At 63.8% G+C, this 17,068-nt stretch carries 14 protein-coding genes; 2 read left to right on the forward strand and 12 right to left on the reverse strand.

What is annotated here, in order from left to right; genetic code table 11:
* Positions 1-1,518, reverse strand: a 1,518-nt coding sequence (ppx, locus tag P3W85_RS21200) for an exopolyphosphatase (RefSeq protein ID WP_276266240.1), incomplete at its 3' end; no start/stop codon positions are given.
* Between the two features lie 193 nt (positions 1,519-1,711).
* Between ppx and ppk1 the strand changes: the two genes are divergently transcribed.
* A complete protein-coding gene (gene ppk1 / locus P3W85_RS21205) occupies positions 1,712-3,796 on the forward strand; it encodes a polyphosphate kinase 1 (RefSeq protein WP_035816756.1) in 2,085 nt (694 codons plus the stop codon).
* A gap of 143 nt (positions 3,797-3,939) precedes the next feature.
* Here the strand turns inward: ppk1 and phoR are convergent, their stop codons facing one another.
* The 11 genes from phoR to P3W85_RS21260 all read right to left on the reverse strand — a co-directional run bounded on the left by phoR (position 3,940) and on the right by P3W85_RS21260 (position 16,365).
* A complete protein-coding gene (gene phoR, locus P3W85_RS21210) occupies positions 3,940-5,283 on the reverse strand; it encodes a phosphate regulon sensor histidine kinase PhoR (RefSeq protein ID WP_017230245.1) in 1,344 nt (447 codons plus the stop codon).
* A gap of 149 nt (positions 5,284-5,432) precedes the next feature.
* Positions 5,433-6,140 (reverse strand): phosphate regulon transcriptional regulator PhoB, encoded by a 708-nt coding sequence (gene phoB / locus P3W85_RS21215; RefSeq protein WP_017230244.1) that lies wholly within the window; start codon positions 6,138-6,140, stop codon positions 5,433-5,435.
* A gap of 25 nt (positions 6,141-6,165) precedes the next feature.
* Positions 6,166-6,870, reverse strand: a complete 705-nt coding sequence (phoU, locus tag P3W85_RS21220) for a phosphate signaling complex protein PhoU (RefSeq protein ID WP_017230243.1) — start codon at positions 6,868-6,870, stop codon at positions 6,166-6,168.
* Between the two features lie 69 nt (positions 6,871-6,939).
* Positions 6,940-7,728 (reverse strand): phosphate ABC transporter ATP-binding protein PstB, encoded by a 789-nt coding sequence (pstB, locus tag P3W85_RS21225; protein WP_017230242.1) that lies wholly within the window; start codon positions 7,726-7,728, stop codon positions 6,940-6,942.
* 78 nt (positions 7,729-7,806) lie between these two features.
* Positions 7,807-8,718: a phosphate ABC transporter permease PstA gene (gene pstA, locus P3W85_RS21230; protein ID WP_035816748.1), complete on the reverse strand. Its 912-nt coding sequence runs from the start codon at positions 8,716-8,718 to the stop codon at positions 7,807-7,809.
* The gene (gene pstC / locus P3W85_RS21235) at positions 8,715-9,680 is read right to left on the reverse strand and encodes a phosphate ABC transporter permease PstC (protein WP_035816754.1); all 966 of its coding nucleotides are present in this window, start codon (positions 9,678-9,680) and stop codon (positions 8,715-8,717) included. The genes pstA and pstC overlap by 4 nt, the downstream gene beginning before the upstream one ends.
* A gap of 269 nt (positions 9,681-9,949) precedes the next feature.
* Positions 9,950-10,984 (reverse strand): phosphate ABC transporter substrate-binding protein PstS, encoded by a 1,035-nt coding sequence (pstS, locus tag P3W85_RS21240; RefSeq protein WP_017230239.1) that lies wholly within the window; start codon positions 10,982-10,984, stop codon positions 9,950-9,952.
* A gap of 280 nt (positions 10,985-11,264) precedes the next feature.
* Positions 11,265-12,611: a phosphoglucosamine mutase gene (glmM, locus tag P3W85_RS21245; protein ID WP_017230238.1), complete on the reverse strand. Its 1,347-nt coding sequence runs from the start codon at positions 12,609-12,611 to the stop codon at positions 11,265-11,267.
* Between the two features lie 33 nt (positions 12,612-12,644).
* Entirely contained in the window at positions 12,645-13,442 is a 798-nt protein-coding gene (gene folP, locus P3W85_RS21250; protein ID WP_276266241.1) for a dihydropteroate synthase, read from the reverse strand.
* A gap of 267 nt (positions 13,443-13,709) precedes the next feature.
* Entirely contained in the window at positions 13,710-15,596 is a 1,887-nt protein-coding gene (ftsH, locus tag P3W85_RS21255; protein WP_017230236.1) for an ATP-dependent zinc metalloprotease FtsH, read from the reverse strand.
* A 103-nt stretch (positions 15,597-15,699) separates the two neighbouring features.
* Positions 15,700-16,365 carry an RlmE family RNA methyltransferase gene (locus tag P3W85_RS21260; protein WP_017230235.1) on the reverse strand — a complete coding sequence of 222 codons (666 nt, stop codon included), beginning with the start codon at positions 16,363-16,365 and terminating at the stop codon, positions 15,700-15,702.
* A 195-nt stretch (positions 16,366-16,560) separates the two neighbouring features.
* On the opposite strand from P3W85_RS21260, the gene P3W85_RS21265 reads away from it, so the two are divergent.
* Positions 16,561-17,058 (forward strand): YhbY family RNA-binding protein, encoded by a 498-nt coding sequence (locus P3W85_RS21265; RefSeq protein ID WP_035816746.1) that lies wholly within the window; start codon positions 16,561-16,563, stop codon positions 17,056-17,058.
* Positions 17,059-17,068 lie beyond the last annotated feature (10 nt).

A 17,068-nucleotide genomic window follows, 5' to 3' on the forward strand; every position in this document is an offset into this window, starting at 1 on the left:
CTTGTAGCGCTTGCCGATGCGCTCCCACTCGTCGGCTTCCTGCGCGAGGCTGTATTCGACCAGCGGGTTGGCCTCGATCCAGGCTTTCGGCAGGCGAACCTCGAAGCCCTCGTCCAACGCATCGGAACGCTGGCTCACCGTGATCTCCGGCAGCGGCTCGTCGGCACGGCGGCGGCAGAGCACGAAGGCCAGGCGCAGGCTGAACAGCATGCGCCAGTCGAGGAACTTGCCGCTGCCGGAAAGCTTGCCCAGCTTGCCTGCATGACCCAGCAACAGCGTTGCCAGGCGGGCCTGGTCGGTCCTCGAGAAGCCGGGCATATCAGCGTGCGTGGCGATATAGGCGGAATGCTTATGATAGCCGCTGTGCGAGATGGTCATGCCGATCTCGTGGAGCCCGGCGGCCCAGCCCAGCAACGCGAGATTGTCGTCGCGGCGCTCATTGCGCGGCTCCGGGAATTGCGCCAGCAAGCCCAGCGCGGCACCCCGCACGCGCTGCGCCTGGGCGCGGTCGACGCCATAGCGCCGCATGAACTGGTCGACCGTGATGGTGCGCATATCCTCATGGTGCGTGCGGCCCAGCAGGTCGTAAAGCACGCCGAGGCGCAGCGCGCCGTCGGTGACGTCCATCCGCTCGATGTCCAGTTCGGCGAACACGCCCAGCATGATCGACAGGCCGCCGGGCAGCACCGGTATGCGGTCGGCCTTCAGGCCCACCAGCTTGACCCGGTTGGTGTTTTCCGCCTTGACCAGCGCGCGCTTAAGGCGCTCCAGCCCTTCGCGTGTGATGCCGTGCTCGGCCGGATTGTCGTTCATGCCGTTCAGCTCGATCAGCTCCGCCAGCGCGCGCGCCGTGCCGGACGAGCCCACCGCTTGCTGCCAGCCGGCGGCGCGATACTGGCGCACCAGCACCTGGATCTCCCTGCGCGCCGCCAGTTCGGCCTGCTTCATCGCGTATTCGTCGACGTTGCCGCTGGGGAAGAACTGCCGGCTATGTGACACGCAGCCGATATACAGGCTTTCCATCAGCTTGGACCCATAGCCGCTGCCGATGATGAACTCGGTGGACCCGCCGCCGATATCCACGACCAGCCGGTTGCCCGCGCAGGCCGGGGCGTCGTGCGACGCGCCCAGGTAGATCAGCCGCGCCTCCTCGCGCCCGGCGATCACCTCGATCGGGAATCCCAGCGCGCTCTCGGCCTCGATCAGGAATTCCGAGGCATTCTTGGCCACCCGCAAGGTGTTGGTGGCCACCGCACGCACATGGTCGGCCGAGAAATCGCGCAGGCGGTCGCCGAAGCGCCGCAAGGCATCGATACCGCGCCGGCGCGCCGGCTGGTCCAGGTACTTGTCCGGTGTCAGGCCCGCGGCCAGCCGCACCGGCTCGCGCAAGGCGTCGACCTGGAATATCTGGCTGGCCGGCCCGGATGCGGTCTGGCTCTCGTCAACCCTGCCGATCATCAAGCGGAAGCTGTTGGAGCCCATGTCGACGGCGGCCAGCAAGCGTGGGGTTTCGTTCATCGCTGTAGGGGAGTGTTGGTGAAGGCCGCAAGCGGCGGCGCAAATAGTTGTGTCAGTTGTGTCGGGCGGTGCGCTTGGCCCAGCCGTAGAAAATATGTCTTTATCATGTCTATATCGTGACAAAATCACTTTGTCATCAATTTGACATGATTCTATGAAAAAGTCGCCGCATTAACATATGAAGGTCATGCCAATGTCGACAAGCCCACCCGGCACGCTGCTCAACCGAGAACTGGGCATTCTGGAATTCAATGCGCGCGTGCTGGCACAGGCCGCTGATCCGGCGGTTCCACTGCTGGAACGGTTGAAATTCGTCTGCATCGTTTCAAGTAACCTGGACGAGTTCTTCGAGATCCGCATGGCGGGCTTGAAAGAGCAGATGCGCGACAATCCCGCCGGCATCACGCCCGATGGCCTTTCCTTGCAGCAGGCCTACGAAATTGTCACTGAACGTGTCCAACAGTTTGTGGCACTGCAGTATGACATGCTCCAAAACGTGATTTTCCCCCTGCTGGAAAAAGAAGGGGTGTTCTTTCACCTGGCTTCCACCTGGAACGAAGCCCAGCGCGAATGGGCCCGCGGCTTTTTCCTGCGCGAACTGGGCCCGGTACTGACGCCGATCGCGCTGGACCCGGCCCACCCGTTCCCCCGCGTGCTCAACAAGAGCCTGAATTTCGTCATCGAATTGTCGGGCAAGGACGCCTTTGGCCGCGAGGCTGACCTGGCCATCGTGCAGGCGCCGCGCGCCTTGCCGCGCATGGTCAGGATGCCCGTGGAGCTGTCTGGCTACCCCTACGGCTTTGTACTGCTGTCGTCCTTCATGCAAGGCTTCGTGCACGAGTTGTTCCCCGCCATCAAGGTCAACGGCTGCTACCAGTTCCGCGTCACCCGCAACTCCGACCTCTTCGTCTCCGAGGACGATATCACGGACCTGCGCGAGGCATTGCAGGGCGAACTGCCGACGCGCCATTTCGGCGACACGGTGCGGCTGGAGATCTCGTCCGACACCCCGCCGGCGATAGCGCGTCGGCTGCTGCTGGAATCCGGCCTGGGCGAGCAGGATGTGTACCGCGTGAGCGGTCCCGTCAACCTGGTCCGGCTGATGCAGATCCCGGACCTGATCGACCGCCCCGCCCTCAAGTACCCGCCCCATGTGCCGGCGCCGGTCAAGGCGTTCACCCCGGGCGTGCCGATGTTCGACGCGATCCGCCAGCAGGACGTGCTGCTGCATCACCCCTACGAGAGCTTCAGCTCGGTGCTCGACCTGCTGCAGCAGGCTGCGGTGGATCCCGCCGTGGTGGCGATCAAGCAGACGGTCTATCGCACCGGCAACGAATCGCCGGTGATGGAAGCCCTGATGACCGCGGCCCGCAATGGCAAGGAAGTCACGGTAGTGGTGGAGCTGCTGGCGCGCTTCGACGAGGAAACCAATATCAACTGGGCCGAGCGGCTGGAATCCGCGGGGGCGCACGTGGTCTACGGCGTGGTTGGCCACAAATGCCATGCCAAGATGCTGCTGATGGTGCGGCGCGAACCGGAGGGCGCGAAAAGCAAGCAGTTCAAGTTGCGCCGCTATGCGCATCTCGGGACCGGCAACTACCATCCGCGCACGGCGCGGCTGTACACGGACTTCGGCCTGCTCACCGCCAACGAGCAGATCTGCGAGGACGTCCAGCATGTATTCCAGTTGCTCACCGGCACCGCGGGCACGATCCGCCTGAATCACCTGTGGCAGTCGCCGTTCACCATGCAAAGCAAGCTGGTCGAACATATCCGCGCCGAGGCCCGCAACGCCCGCGCCGGCAAGCGCTCGCACGTCATGGCCAAGATGAATGCGCTGCTGGAACCTTCGATCATCGATGAGCTGTACAAGGCTTCGCGCGCCGGCGTGAAGATCGACCTGATCATCCGTGGCGTGTGCGCGCTGCGTCCGGGCGTGCCGGGCCTGTCGGAAAACATCTCGGTGCGCTCCATCGTCGGGCGCTTCCTCGAACATCATCGCGTCTACTACTTCCTGGCCGATGGTGCCGAAGTGGTCTACCTGTCGAGTGCCGACTGGATGGACCGCAACCTGTTCCGCCGCGTCGAGGTGGCGTTCCCGGTACTGGACAAGGCGCTGAAGGCGCGCGTGATCAAGGAGAGCCTGCGGGTTCACCTGCGTGACAATGCGTCGGCGTGGATCATGCAGCCGGACGGCACCTATCTGCGCAAGCACACCAAGTCCCAGCAGCCGCACGTCAGCCAGAACGATCTGCTGGCCATGTTCGCCGGCAACTGAGAAGCGCTCGTGCGGCATGGGCAAGTCCCTGCCGCACAAGTGACTTGAAGGTCCGGAATAGCCGCCCTGGACCGGCGCCGGTAATCCCCCGCCCAACAGCGGTGCCGCGGCTGCGCAAACCGCGCACCGCACCAGGCCCAGGCTCAGGCGGCCTTTTGCGGCGCCTGCCCCGCGCGCGGCAAGGCAACCGGCATATAACCGCTGCGATCGAGTGGGAATACCACGCGGAACACGCTGCCCCGGCCGACCTCGCTACTGATGCGCAGGTCCGCGTGGTGACGCGACAGCACGTGCTTGACGATGGCCAGCCCGAGGCCGGTGCCCCCGGTATCGCGCGAGCGGCTGCGGTCGACCCGGTAGAATCGCTCGGTCAGGCGCGGGATATGGTCGGCCGCGATGCCCAGGCCGGTATCGCTGACCGAAAAGATCGCGTGCTCGTTCTCATACGTCAGCGCGATGCCGATGCGCCCGCCATCCGGCGTATAGCGGACCGCGTTGGTCACCAGGTTGCCGAAGGCCGACATCAGCTCGCTCTCGGCACCGCGCACGATCACAGCGGGATCGATCTGCACCGAGACCTGATGATGCCCCTGCGACAGGGCTTCGGCATCGTGCACCAGATGCGCGACCAGCCCGTCCATCTCGATGCGGTCCTGGCTCGGCGGCTGCGCATCGCTCTCCAGCTTGGCCAGCACGAGCAAGTCTTCCACCAGGTGCTGCATGCGCATGGACTGCACCAGCATCATGTCGAGATAGCGGTTGCGATCCTGCTCCGACACCGGCAGGTCGCGCACCGTTTCCAGGAACCCCGTCAGCACGGTCAACGGCGTTTTCAGCTCATGCGAGACGTTGGCGACGAAATCCCGCCGCATGGCCTCCGTGTTCTCCAGCTTGGTGATGTCGTGGGTCAGCACCAGCTTGCGGTTTTCGCCGTAAGGCAATATCTGCACGGCAATCACGCTGCGCTTATGCTCGCCCATGTCGCGCATCAGCAGCGGATCGTCGAAACGCTGCAGCGTCAGGTACTGGACGAATTCGGGGCGCCGGATCAGGTGAGTGATGCGCTGGCGCACGTCGCGCCGCGCGTTGAGGCCAAAGTGCTGCTCGGCCACATCGTTGCACCACTCGATCTGGTCGGCGTCGTCGAGCATCAGTACGCCGTTCGGCGAAGCCTGGATGGCCTGGATGAAGCGGGTATGCTGCTGCTCCACCTGCAGCACCTGGTTGCGCCAGCGCTTGACCAGGCGATGCAGGCGGTAATACACCTCGCCCCACAAGCCGAGCGCGCTGGGAATCTCGCCATAGGTGGGCGCATCCAGCACTTTCCACAGCCGGTTGATCTGGTACAGGTAATAGAGCAGGAGGCCCAGCAGGGCCGCGCACATCGCCGCCAGCGCCGGCACCGCGCCGAGGAAGAAATACAGGCCGGCCGAAGCCATGGCCAGGAAGATCAGGATGGCCGCCGAACGGGCCCAGATGACGTTCATGAAGAGATGAGAAGGTCGGGCAGGCGGCTAGACCGCGTGGAATGCGGTGGAGTGTGCCATGAAACTGGCGACAAGCGGGTGACAAGCGTGCAACTGCCAGGACAACGGGCAAACGCCACGCCTGCCAGGACGTGGCGCACCATGGCATCTCAGTGGCTGGGCCCGCGAGCGAGGCGGTATCCGCTGCCGCGCACCGTTTCGATCATATTGCTGTAGCCGCCGGGAGTCAGCGCGGCGCGCAAGCGCTTGATATGCACGTCGACGGTACGCTCTTCGACAAACACGTGATCGCCCCACACCTGGTCCAGCAGTTGCGAGCGGCTGTGTACGCGCTCCGGGTGCGTCATCAGGAAGTGCAGCAGACGAAACTCGGTGGGCCCGAGATCCAGCTTGAGCATGCCGGACTCGTCGTGGCCCGTGACCCGGTGCGTGGCCGGGTCCAGCCGCAGGCCGTTGATCGCCACCACGTCGTCGGTCAGCTGCGGCGCGCGGCGGCGCAGCACTGCCTTGATGCGGGCCAGCAGTTCCTTGGGCGAGAACGGCTTGGTGACGTAGTCGTCGGCGCCGGCCTCGAGCCCGAGCACCTTGTCCTGCTCCTCGCTGCGAGCGGTCAGCATGATGATCGGAATCTGCTTGGTGCGGTCGTTATTGCGCAGTTCCTTGGCGAAGGTTGCTCCCGACTTGCCCGGGAGCATCCAGTCGAGCAGTACCAGGTCGGGCAGTACGTCGCTCATCAGCGACAGCGCCTGCTCGGCGTTATAGGCCCGGATAGGATAGTGTCCCGCGTGTTGCAGGTTGACCGCGATCAGTTCGGCGATCGCCGGTTCGTCTTCGACAACAAGAATGCTGCTTGGCATGTAATTTTCTCCGCAGTGGCGCCGTTCAACTCAGCGCTTCGCGCTCCATGTCCTCACGCGAGGCGTGGCGGACGTCGGTTCCCTTGACGATGTAGATGATGAATTCAGCGATGTTCTTGGCGTGGTCGCCGATGCGCTCGATCGCCTTGGCGATGAAGAGAAAATCCAGCGCAACCGAGATGGTGCGCGGGTCTTCCATCATATAAGTGATGAGCTTGCGCACAAAAGCGCGGAATTCGTCATCGATGGCCTTGTCATCCTTGACGATCCGGGCCGCGGCAACGGTGTCCAGGCGCGCGAAGGCATCGAGCGCCTGGCGCAGCAGCGCGATGGCCAGATCGCCCGAGAGCTTGACCTCGGAGTAGTTGATCTGGTGGGCGCCGGCGTCTTCCATGATGTGCTTGGTGCGCTTGGCGATCTTTTCCGCCTCGTCGCCGGCGCGCTCAAGGTTGGTGATGGTCTTGGAAATTGCCATCACCAGGCGCAAGTCGCGCGCAGTCGGCTGGCGGCGCGCGATGATATTGCCGCAGTCGGCGTCGATCTCGAGTTCGAGTGCGTTCAGGCGGCTCTCGCGTGCGATCACCTGGTCGGCCAGGCCGGCATCGAATTCCGATAGCGCCCTCATGGCCACTTCGATTTGCGACTCGACCAGCCCGCCCATCTGCAGCAACTTGGTGCTGATGGCGTTCAGGTCGGCGTCGAATTGCGTCGACAGATGCTTGTCAGACATGATGTTTCTCCTGGCCGCTATTCGCTATTTGCTATGCGTATGCTATGCGTTATATGCGCAACGCTCAAATCAGCCGAAACGGCCGGTGATGTAGTCTTCGGTTTCCTTGCGCTGCGGCTTGATGAAGATCTTCTCGGTCTCGCCGAATTCGATCAGCTCACCCAGGTACATGTACGCGGTGAAATCCGAGCAGCGCGCAGCCTGCTGCATATTGTGGGTCACGATCACCACGGTGTAGTCGTCCTTCAGCTCGGCGATCAGCTCTTCGATGCGCCCGGTCGAGATCGGGTCGAGCGCGGAGCAAGGCTCGTCGAGCAGCAGCACTTCGGGACGGATGGCGATGCCGCGGGCAATGCACAGGCGCTGCTGCTGGCCGCCCGACAGGCCGTAGCCCGACTGGTTGAGCTTGTCCTTGACTTCGTTCCACAAGGCCGCCTTGGATAGCGCCCACTCCACGCGGTCGTCCATTTCGGAGCGCGACAGCTTCTCGAACAGGCGCACGCCAAAAGCGATATTGTCGTAGATCGACATCGGGAACGGCGTGGGCTTCTGGAACACCATGCCCACCTTGGCGCGCAGCAGGGCAATGTCCTGCTTGGCGGTCAGCAGGTTGTCGCCATCCATGTTGATCTCGCCCTCGGCGCGCTGCTCGGGATAGAGCGCATACATCTTGTTGAAGGTGCGCAGCAGAGTCGACTTGCCGCAGCCGGACGGACCGATGAAAGCCGTCACTTTGCGCTCGGGGATCGACATGTTGACATTCTTCAGCGCGTGGAACTGGCCGTAGTAGAAGTTCAGGTTGCGCACGTCGATCTTGGCGCGGGTCGTGTCGGGAATGTCGATGACAGTCGAGGTCATGCTCGTCTCTCGCAATGGATTTCGGGAAGGCCGGGTCTGGCTATATGGCTGTATGCGTACTGGCGATATCGCTGCCGGTCACTTCTTGAACAGCATGCGGGCCAGGATATTCAGTGCCAGCACCCCGACGGTAATCAGGAATACGCCTGCCCAGGCCAGCTGCTGCCACTCCACGAACGGGCTCATGGCGAAGCGGAAAATGGTCACCGGCAGGTTCGCCATCGGCTTGTTCAGGTCGCTGCTCCAGAACTGGTTGGACAAGGCCGTGAACAGCAACGGCGCGGTCTCGCCAGCGATACGCGCCACCGCCAGCAGCACGCCTGTGACGATGCCCGCATACGACGACTTCACCGTGATCGACAGCACCATCTTCCACTTGGGCGTGCCCAGGGCGAAGGCGGCCTCGCGCAGGGCGTTCGGCACCAGGTTCAGCATGTTCTCCGTGGTACGCACCACGATCGGCACCTGCAGCAGCGCAAGCGCGCACACCCCGGCCCAGCCGGAGAAATGGCCCATGCGGGTCACCACCAGCGCGTAGACGAACAGGCCGATCACGATCGACGGCGCCGATAGCAGGATGTCGTTGATAAAGCGGATGAAGCTTGCCAGGGCCGACTTCTTGCCGTATTCGGCCAGGTAGATGCCAGCCAGGATGCCCAGCGGCGTGCCGCACAGCGTGGCCAGCCCGACCATCACGAAACTGCCGTAGATTGCATTGGCCAGACCGCCGCCGGCGGTATTCGGCGCCGGCGTCATCTGCGTGAACAGGTCCATCGACAGCCCACCCACCCCCAGCGAGATGGTGGTCCACAGGATCCACGCAAGCCAGAACAGCCCGAAGCCCATCGCGCCCAGCGACGCGGCCAGGGCATAGAAATTGGTACGGCGGCGGCGCGCCTGCAGGCGCGTGCGCATGGCGTCCGCATCCGGGCTCACTGCCGGCATCGACGAGGTGGAGGTAGAGGTAGTGGACATCGCGGCTTGACTCATTTTGCACCCTCGCCCTTGGCCAGGCGCAGCAGCAGGACCTTGGACAGTGCCAGGACCACGAACGTGATGAAGAACAGAATCAGGCCAAGCTCCATCAGCGCGGCGGTATGCAGACCTACGCCGGCTTCGGCGAATTCATTGGCCAGCGCCGAGGTGATGCTGTTGCCCGGCGAGAACAGCGAGGCGCTGTCCAGCAGGTTGGTATTGCCGATCACGAAGGTGACGGCCATGGTCTCGCCCAGCGCGCGGCCCAGGCCCAGCATCACGCCGCCAATCACACCAGCGCGGGTGAAGGGCAGCACCACGCGCCACATCACTTCCCACGTGGTGCAGCCGATGCCATAGGCCGACTCCTTGAGCAGTACCGGCGTAACCTCGAACACGTCGCGCATCACCGAGGCGATGTAGGGAATGATCATGATGGCCAGGATCACGCCGGCGCACAGCAGGCCGATGCCCAGCGGCGCGCCCTGGAACAGCTTGCCGATGAGCGGGATCTGGCCAACCGTAGCGCCCAGGGGCTTCTGGAAGTACTCGCCGAAGATGGGCGAGAAGACCAGCAAGCCCCACATGCCGTAGACGATCGAAGGTACCGCCGCCAGCAGTTCGATGGCCGTGCCCAGGGGGCGGCGCAGCCACGCCGGCGACAGCTCGGTCAGGAACAGCGCAATGCCGAAGCTGACGGGCACGGCGATGATGAGGGCGATCAGCGAGGTGACGATGGTGCCGTAGATCGGCACCAGCGCACCGTAGACGTCCGCCGGTGGATCCCACTCGGCGGTCCACAGGAAGCGCAGGCCGAAAGTCTCGATGGAGGGCCATGCGCTGATCGCGAGCGACACGATGATGCCACCCAGCAGCAGCAAGGTCACGATGGCGGCGCCGCGCGTCAGGCCACCAAACAGGATGTCACCGGTACGGCTGGGCGGCCGCACAGCGGATAGATCGGATGTAGTCGCCATGATGTGGTATTGGAGTTCGGTTAGGCGGCAGGCCGCCGGCTGCGTTGCGTCGCAAGTGCCGGGCTGCATTGCCGCGGGTACTTTGTAGCTACTGCCGCAGCGGTCGCGGCTGCTCTGGCCTCATTGGCTTCGGTGCTGCCTTCACTACTGTGTTGCGGCTGCTTTCCCGCCGTACTGCTGTTGCTGCCGGACCGGCGCCTGCGAGGCCCCGATCCGGCTCGGCTGCTGATCCCGCCCGCTGGTGCGGCCGGGATATGGCAGTCAGCCGATCAGTTGTAGAGCGCCTTGCCCGAACCGTCCTTGACCGAAGACTTCCAGGTGGCACGGATCTGGTTCACGACACCTTCCGGCAGCGGCACGTAGTCCAGCTCGCTGGCCAGGTGGGAACCGCTCTTGTAAGCCCAGTCGAAGAACTTCAGCACTTCCGCGCCCTGTGCCGGTTTATCCTGGTTCTTGTGCACCAGGATGAAGGTGGCACCGGCGATCGGCCATGCGCTCTTGCCCGGCTCGTTGGTCAGGATCTGGTAATAGGTCTTGCTCCAGTCGGCGCCGGCAGCGGCGGCCTTGAAGCCTTCGTCGCTAGGCTGCACCACGGCGCCTGCCGCATTCTTCATGCTCAGGTGGGCCATCTTGTTCTGCTTGGCGTAGGCGTATTCGACATAGCCGATCGCGCCGTTCAGGCGCTGCACGAACGCGGCCACGCCTTCGTTACCCTTGCCACCGGTGCCGCCACCCGGCCAGTTGACCGTGGTGCCTTCGCCCACCGAGCTCTTCCACTCCGGGCTGACCTTGGAGAGGTAGTTGGTGAAGATGAAGGTGGTGCCCGAACCGTCGGCACGGCGCACCGGCAGGATGTCCTGGCTCGGCAGCTTGGCGTGCGGGTTCAGCGCCTTGATGGCGGGATCGTCCCACTTCTTGATCTTGCCGAGGTAGATGCTCGCCAGCACTTCGCCGGTGATGGTCAGTTCGCCCGGCTTGATGCCTTGCAGGTTGATCACCGGCACCACGCCGCCGATCACCGTGGGAAACTGCACCAGGCCTTGCTTGGCCAGCTCTTCATCCTTCAGGGGCGCGTCGGATGCGCCGAAATCGACGGTCTTGGCGCCGATCTGCTTGATGCCGCCGGACGAGCCGATGGATTGATAGTTGACCTTGTTGCCCGTTGCCTTTTGGTATGCATCGGCCCATTTGGAATACACGGGCGCCGGGAAGGATGCGCCAGCACCGGTAATTTCCGCCGCGAACGCAGTGCCCGCCACCACCAACGACACGATGCCTGCAACGGCAGTCTTGACCAGCTTCATATGTCCTCCAGAGACATGGTTGGGGAATGACAATTTTTTGACAAGTCGAACTGTATGCTCTGTATGTGACAATTCAATGACATCACGAAATGTTCTTCAAAAGTGACATCGGTCAGCCACGAGCGGTCCCTTGACGCACATTTGTTTCACCCCATGCCGCTGCCCTGCGGCTCCCGGATCACCTTCGACGTTCGGCGGTTAATTGCTGTTTTTCAGAAAAAAAGCCGGGCAATATGCCCGGCATCATTTTCAGCTACGGCTGCCAGCTCTGCGCCGGCGTTCAGGCCCGCAGGGCGTCCGCGAGCGTCTGTGCCGCGCGCTCGGCGGTCTCGACCTGCTCGGCCTCAACCATCACGCGCACGACAGGCTCGGTCCCTGACGCACGGATCAGCACCCGGCCCTTGCCTTCCAGCTGCGGCTCGATCACGGCCCGCGCGGCGCTCAGGCCCGGGTGCGACTGCCAGTCGAAGCCCTTTTCCACGCGCACATTGATCAGCGTCTGCGGGAACAGCGAGACGCCTTCCAGCAACTGGGCCAGGCTCTTGCCGCTGCGGCGCAATGCCGCCAGCACCTGCAGGGCCGACACGATGCCGTCGCCGGTGGAATGCCGGTCCAGGCAAAGCAGATGGCCCGAGCCCTCTCCGCCCAGCATCCATTTCCGCTTGTTCAGTTCCTCCAGCACATAGCGGTCGCCCACCTTGGCCCGCACGAACGCTACGCCCTGCCGCTTCAACGCCAGTTCGACGGCCATATTGGTCATCAGTGTGCCCACGGCGCCTTCTACCTTCTGGCCCGCGTGGAGGCGATCCTGGACGATCAGGTAAAGCAGCTCGTCGCCATTGAACAGGCGGCCATCGCGATCCACCACCTGCAGGCGGTCGGCATCGCCATCGAAGGCCAGGCCCAGGTCGGCGCCATTCGCCTTGACCGCTTCGATCAGCTTCTCGGGCGCGGTAGCGCCATAGCCGGCGTTGATATTGCGCCCGTCCGGCTGGTTGCCGATCGAAATCACGTCGGCGCCGAGCTCGTGGAAGACGTGCGGAGCAATGTGATAAGCGGCGCCATGGGCACAGTCCACCACCAGCTTGAGCTTGTGCAGGTCCTGCTCGTAGGGGAAGGTGCTCTTGCAGAACTCGATGTACCGGCCGGCGGCATCTTCGATGCGCCGTGCGCGGCCCAGGTCGTCCGAACGCACGCACACCATCGGCTCTTCCAGGGCTTCCTCGATGGCCATCTCCACCGCATCGGGCAGCTTGTCGCCGTCGGCGGAGAAAAACTTGATGCCGTTGTCGTAGTACGGATTGTGGCTGGCGGAGATCACCACACCCGCCGACAGGCGAAGCGCGCGTGTGAGGTAGGCCACGCCGGGCGTCGGCAGTGGTCCGGTCAGCAGCACATTGACGCCGGCCGAGGTGAAGCCGGCCTCCAGCGCAGCTTCCAGCATATAGCCGGAAATGCGCGTGTCCTTGCCGATCAGCACGGTCGGACGGCCCTGTTCCTGCTGCCTGGCGCCATGGGCGAGCACCATGCCCGCAGCATAGCCAAGGCGCATCACGAAATCAGGCGTGATCGGCGCCTCGCCAACCCTGCCGCGCACCCCGTCCGTGCCGAAATACTTGCGTGTCATAAAGTCTTTCTCCCGTTGTTCTGATTGCGAAGGCTAACCGGCAATTGTTTCACGACGGACGGCCCACCAGGTCTTGAGCGCATCCACCGTTTGTTCTACGTCATGTACACGCACGATATACGCCCCCCGCTCCACGGCGCAAACCGCGGCGGCCAGGCTGGCCGCGACGCGTTGCGGCGCCGGCCGGCCACCGAGGATGGCGCCGAGCGTCGACTTGCGCGACAGCCCCACCAGCACCGGCAGCCCATCCACGGCCAGTTGCGGCAACTGGCCCAGCAGGCGCAAATTATGATCCGGTGTCTTGCCGAAGCCAAAACCAGGGTCCAGGGTGATGCGGGCGTCGTTCACGCCTGCCGCACGCAGCACATCTGTCCGCTCGCGCAGGAAATCGGTCACATCGCGCACCACGTCGTCGTACCGGGGCTGCTCCTGCATGGTTTGCGGGTCGCGCTGCATGTGCATCACGCACAGCCCGGCCTGCCCGGCATCCACCCCGCTCACCGCCTCTACCGCACCGGGCATGCGGAAGCCCCAGATGTCGTTGATCAGGTCGGCACCGGCAGCCAGCGCGGCGCGCATGACTTCCGGCTTGTAGGTATCGATCGACAATGGCTTGCCGCAGTCCCGCAGGACCTCGACCATCGGCAGCACGCGCTCCAGTTCCTGCGCCAGCGGCAACGCCGCCGAGCCGGGCCGGCTGGACTCGCCGCCAATGTCGATGATGTCCACCCCTTCGGCGATCATGCGCTCGGCATGGCGCAGGGCGGCATCTCGGCTGGCATGCTGCCCGCCATCGGAAAAGGAATCGGGCGTGACGTTGAGTATGCCCATTACCAGGGGACGGCGGCTGCGCTCGAAGCGGTAGCGGCCACACTGGAAGTACGAATCAGCGGAGAGCGGCGACAAGATACGAAAACCGAAAGCGATAAAGGTTGGGAGGCCGGGCCATGGCGGGCACGGCGCCGGCCGCAAAGAAAAAGCCGGCGCACAAGGCGCCGGCTTCAGGCTTGTCAAACGGCTGCGGCATCCACGTCAACGGCACTGCCTACTGGCCTGGTGACCGTCGACGCGGTCAGCGCCGCCGCATCGGCCAGGCCGTCAGGCCGTGGCCGGCGCGTTCGAGGGCGTCACCGGCAAGCCGCCCGACGGCGTATTGCCACCGCCGCTGTTCGGGCCGGACACGCCACGCGGCGGCCGCGGAGGCTTGCCTGCCATGATGTCGTTGACCTGATCGGCGTCAATGGTTTCCCACTCCATCAGGGCCGTGGTCATGGCCTCGACCTTGTCGCGGTTTTCCTCGAGCAGGTGCTTGGCCAGCGCATATTGCTCGTCGACGATGCGGCGGATTTCCGCGTCGACCTTTTGCTGGGTGGCTTCGGAGACCGTCTTTGCCGACATCTTGCCGAACATGCCATCCTGCTCGCTGTCCACATACACCATGGTGCCCAGCGTATCGCTCATGCCGAAGCGGGTGACCATGTCGCGGGCCGTCTTGGTGGCGCGCTCGAAGTCGTTGGAAGCACCGGTGCTCATGGCGTTGAGGAAGACCTCTTCCGCCGCGCGGCCGCCAAACAGGATGGCGATCTCGTCGAGCATGTTGTCCTTGTACTTCGAGTACTTGTCATGCTCCGGCAACTGCCAGGTCACGCCCAATGCCCAGCCGCGCGGCATGATGGTGACCTTGTGCACCGGGTCCGCCTTGGGCAGCAGCTTTGCCACCACCGCATGGCCGGACTCGTGGTACGCGGTAGCGCGGCGTTCTTCCTCGCGCATGACCGTGGACTTGCGCTCCGGGCCCATGTAGATCTTGTCCTTGGCGTCCTCGAAGTCCTGCATGTCGACCACGCGCTTGCTGCGGCGGGCGGCGAACAGGGCTGCCTCGTTGACCAGGTTGGCCAGGTCGGCGCCGGAGAAGCCGGGCGTACCGCGTGCGATCACCGAGGCGTCCACGTCGTTGCCGATCGGCACCTTGCGCATGTGGACCTTGAGGATCTGCTCGCGGCCGCGGATGTCAGGCAGGCCGACATAGACCTGGCGGTCGAAACGGCCCGGACGCAGCAGCGCCTTGTCGAGTACGTCCGAACGGTTGGTCGCCGCGATCACGATCACGCCGGAGTTGGCCTCGAAGCCGTCCATCTCGACCAGCATCTGGTTGAGGGTCTGCTCGCGCTCGTCGTTGCCGCCGCCCATGCCGGCGCCGCGATGACGGCCTACCGCATCGATTTCGTCGATGAAGACGATGCAGGGTGCCTGCTTCTTGGCGTTCTCGAACATGTCGCGCACACGGGCCGCGCCCACGCCGACGAACATTTCAACGAAATCCGAACCGGAGATGCTGAAGAACGGCACCTTGGCTTCGCCGGCGATGGCGCGCGCCAGCAGCGTCTTGCCGGTACCCGGAGGGCCGACCAGCAGCACGCCGCGCGGGATGCGGCCGCCCAGTTTCTGGAATTTCTGGGGATCCTTGAGGAAGTCCACCAGCTCGACCACTTCTTCCTTGGATTCGTCGCAACCGGCAACATCCTGGAAAGTGACGGCATTCTGGTTTTCATCGATCAGGCGCGCACGCGACTTGCCGAAGGAAAAAGCACCGCCCTTCCCGCCGCCTTGCATCTGCCGCATCATGTAGAACCAGAACACAATGATCAGCAGGGTGGGCCCGAGGTAATACAGGGCCTGCACCAGCACATTGGGCTCGTCATCGGCCTTGCCGGTCACCTGAACGCCGTACTTCATCAGGTCGCCGACCATCCAGATATCGCCCGGCGAGATGATGGTGTACTTCTGCCCTTCCTTGGGCGTGACCACCAGATTGCGGCCTTGCACGTCAACCCGGCCCACCTTGCCGGCCTTGGCATCATCCATGAACTGCGAATAGGTGACGCCTTCCTGCGTGCGGGGCTTGTCGAACTGCTTGAAGACGGTAAACAACACCAGCGCGATCACGAGCCAGATTGCCGCCTTTTGAAACAGGTTGTTATTCAAGGCCAAACTCCTTTACGAACGCCTTGCCAACGGGATAGCTGCATTGTAATGCAGCGCCCGGCGTCGGGGGAAAAAGCAGATTGATCGAAGCGATAGGCTCGCTTCACCCCGCCGACTTGAGGTAACGCCCAAGAATGAAGGTCTCGGAAGACTTGTCGCGTGACGCCTTGGGCTTGCGTTTGGCGACCACCTTGAACTGGCGCTTGAACTTCTCCACGATCTGGCTGTAACCACTGCCATGGAAACACTTTACCAGCAATGAGCCCTCCGGCTTCAGATGCGTCTGAGCAAATTCCAGCGCCAGGTCGCATAAGTAGTCGATACGGGCCGCATCGGCAAAGGCCACACCGGATAAATTGGGGGCCATGTCCGACAAAACAAGATCGATCTTTGCACCGCCGGAGGCCTGCAGCACAATTTCCTCCAGTTGACGGAAAACGTCCTCCTCGCGGAAGTCGCCCTGGATAAATGTGACGTCGGCGACAGGCTCCATGGGCAGCAGGTCGATCGCCACCACCGCGCCGTCGATCCCGCCGTCCTTGGCGCGTGGCGAGGCCGCCAGCTTGTTGCGGGCGTACTGGCTCCAGCTGCCGGGGGCAGCGCCCAGGTCGACGATGACCTGTCCGGGACGGATCAGCTTGTCCTGCTCGTCGATCTCCTTCAGCTTATACGCTGCGCGGGCCCGATAGCCCTCCCGCTGCGCCATTTTGACGTAGGGGTCGTTGATATGGTCGTGCAGCCACGACTGATTGAATTTGTTCTTGGCCATTCCGAAAGACGCCTGATTGGAAAAACACCCGCCGACCCGCGGCCGACCGTGCGTTTTTCACTCGTTTTGCTGATTTTGCAGCCTGACCGTGCCAGTTTGACGGATAATACGCGCCGATTCGCTTTTTCGGCACTTCGGTGCCCTGGTTTGCGCACCACTTGCGCGCCCATTTGCGCCCTCGCCTGCGCTTTACTTATGCCCGCTCTTCAACTCATTCCCGCCCAGCGTTCCGAACTCCGCTCACGTGCCCATGGCCTCAATCCGGTCGTGATGATCGGTGCTGAGGGCCTGACGCGCCCCGTCCTGGCGGAAATCGACCGCAGCCTGGCTGCCCACGACCTGATCAAGATCCGTGTATTCGGCGACGACCGCGAAAGCCGTATCGGCATCTACGAAACCATTTGCGCGGACCTCGACGCCGCCCCGATCCAGCATATCGGCAAGCTGCTGGTGATCTGGCGCCCGGGTCCGGCCACGCTGAAGGAAAACCGCCCCCAGGATCTGGGCCGCCTGGCGCCCCGCAGCGGTGCCGCGCCGCGCACCGTGACCGTCAAGAAGCCCAGCGCGGCGCCTAACCGCCGCCCCACCCGCTCGCGCGTGACGGTGCTGGGCAATGAACGGGTTACCGCTGGCGGCAACGTCAAGCGCGCCCGCGCCCGCCCGACCAGCCAGAAGAAGAAGGCGCTCGACTGAGCGCCCGCCA

The organism is Cupriavidus basilensis (assembly GCF_029335485.1).
In the GTDB taxonomy this organism is placed as follows: Bacteria; Pseudomonadota; Gammaproteobacteria; order Burkholderiales; family Burkholderiaceae; genus Cupriavidus; species Cupriavidus basilensis_E.

Coding starts and splice junctions, on each gene's coding strand:
- ppk1 (WP_035816756.1), top strand. CDS start 1,712: ATGTCGACAAGCCCACCCGGCACGCTGCTCAACCGAGAACTGGGCATT.
- phoR (WP_017230245.1), bottom strand. CDS start 5,283: ATGAACGTCATCTGGGCCCGTTCGGCGGCCATCCTGATCTTCCTGGCC.
- phoB (WP_017230244.1), bottom strand. CDS start 6,140: ATGCCAAGCAGCATTCTTGTTGTCGAAGACGAACCGGCGATCGCCGAA.
- phoU (WP_017230243.1), bottom strand. CDS start 6,870: ATGTCTGACAAGCATCTGTCGACGCAATTCGACGCCGACCTGAACGCC.
- pstB (WP_017230242.1), bottom strand. CDS start 7,728: ATGACCTCGACTGTCATCGACATTCCCGACACGACCCGCGCCAAGATC.
- pstA (WP_035816748.1), bottom strand. CDS start 8,718: ATGAGTCAAGCCGCGATGTCCACTACCTCTACCTCCACCTCGTCGATG.
- pstC (WP_035816754.1), bottom strand. CDS start 9,680: ATGGCGACTACATCCGATCTATCCGCTGTGCGGCCGCCCAGCCGTACC.
- pstS (WP_017230239.1), bottom strand. CDS start 10,984: ATGAAGCTGGTCAAGACTGCCGTTGCAGGCATCGTGTCGTTGGTGGTG.
- glmM (WP_017230238.1), bottom strand. CDS start 12,611: ATGACACGCAAGTATTTCGGCACGGACGGGGTGCGCGGCAGGGTTGGC.
- folP (WP_276266241.1), bottom strand. CDS start 13,442: ATGGGCATACTCAACGTCACGCCCGATTCCTTTTCCGATGGCGGGCAG.
- P3W85_RS21260 (WP_017230235.1), bottom strand. CDS start 16,365: ATGGCCAAGAACAAATTCAATCAGTCGTGGCTGCACGACCATATCAAC.
- P3W85_RS21265 (WP_035816746.1), top strand. CDS start 16,561: ATGCCCGCTCTTCAACTCATTCCCGCCCAGCGTTCCGAACTCCGCTCA.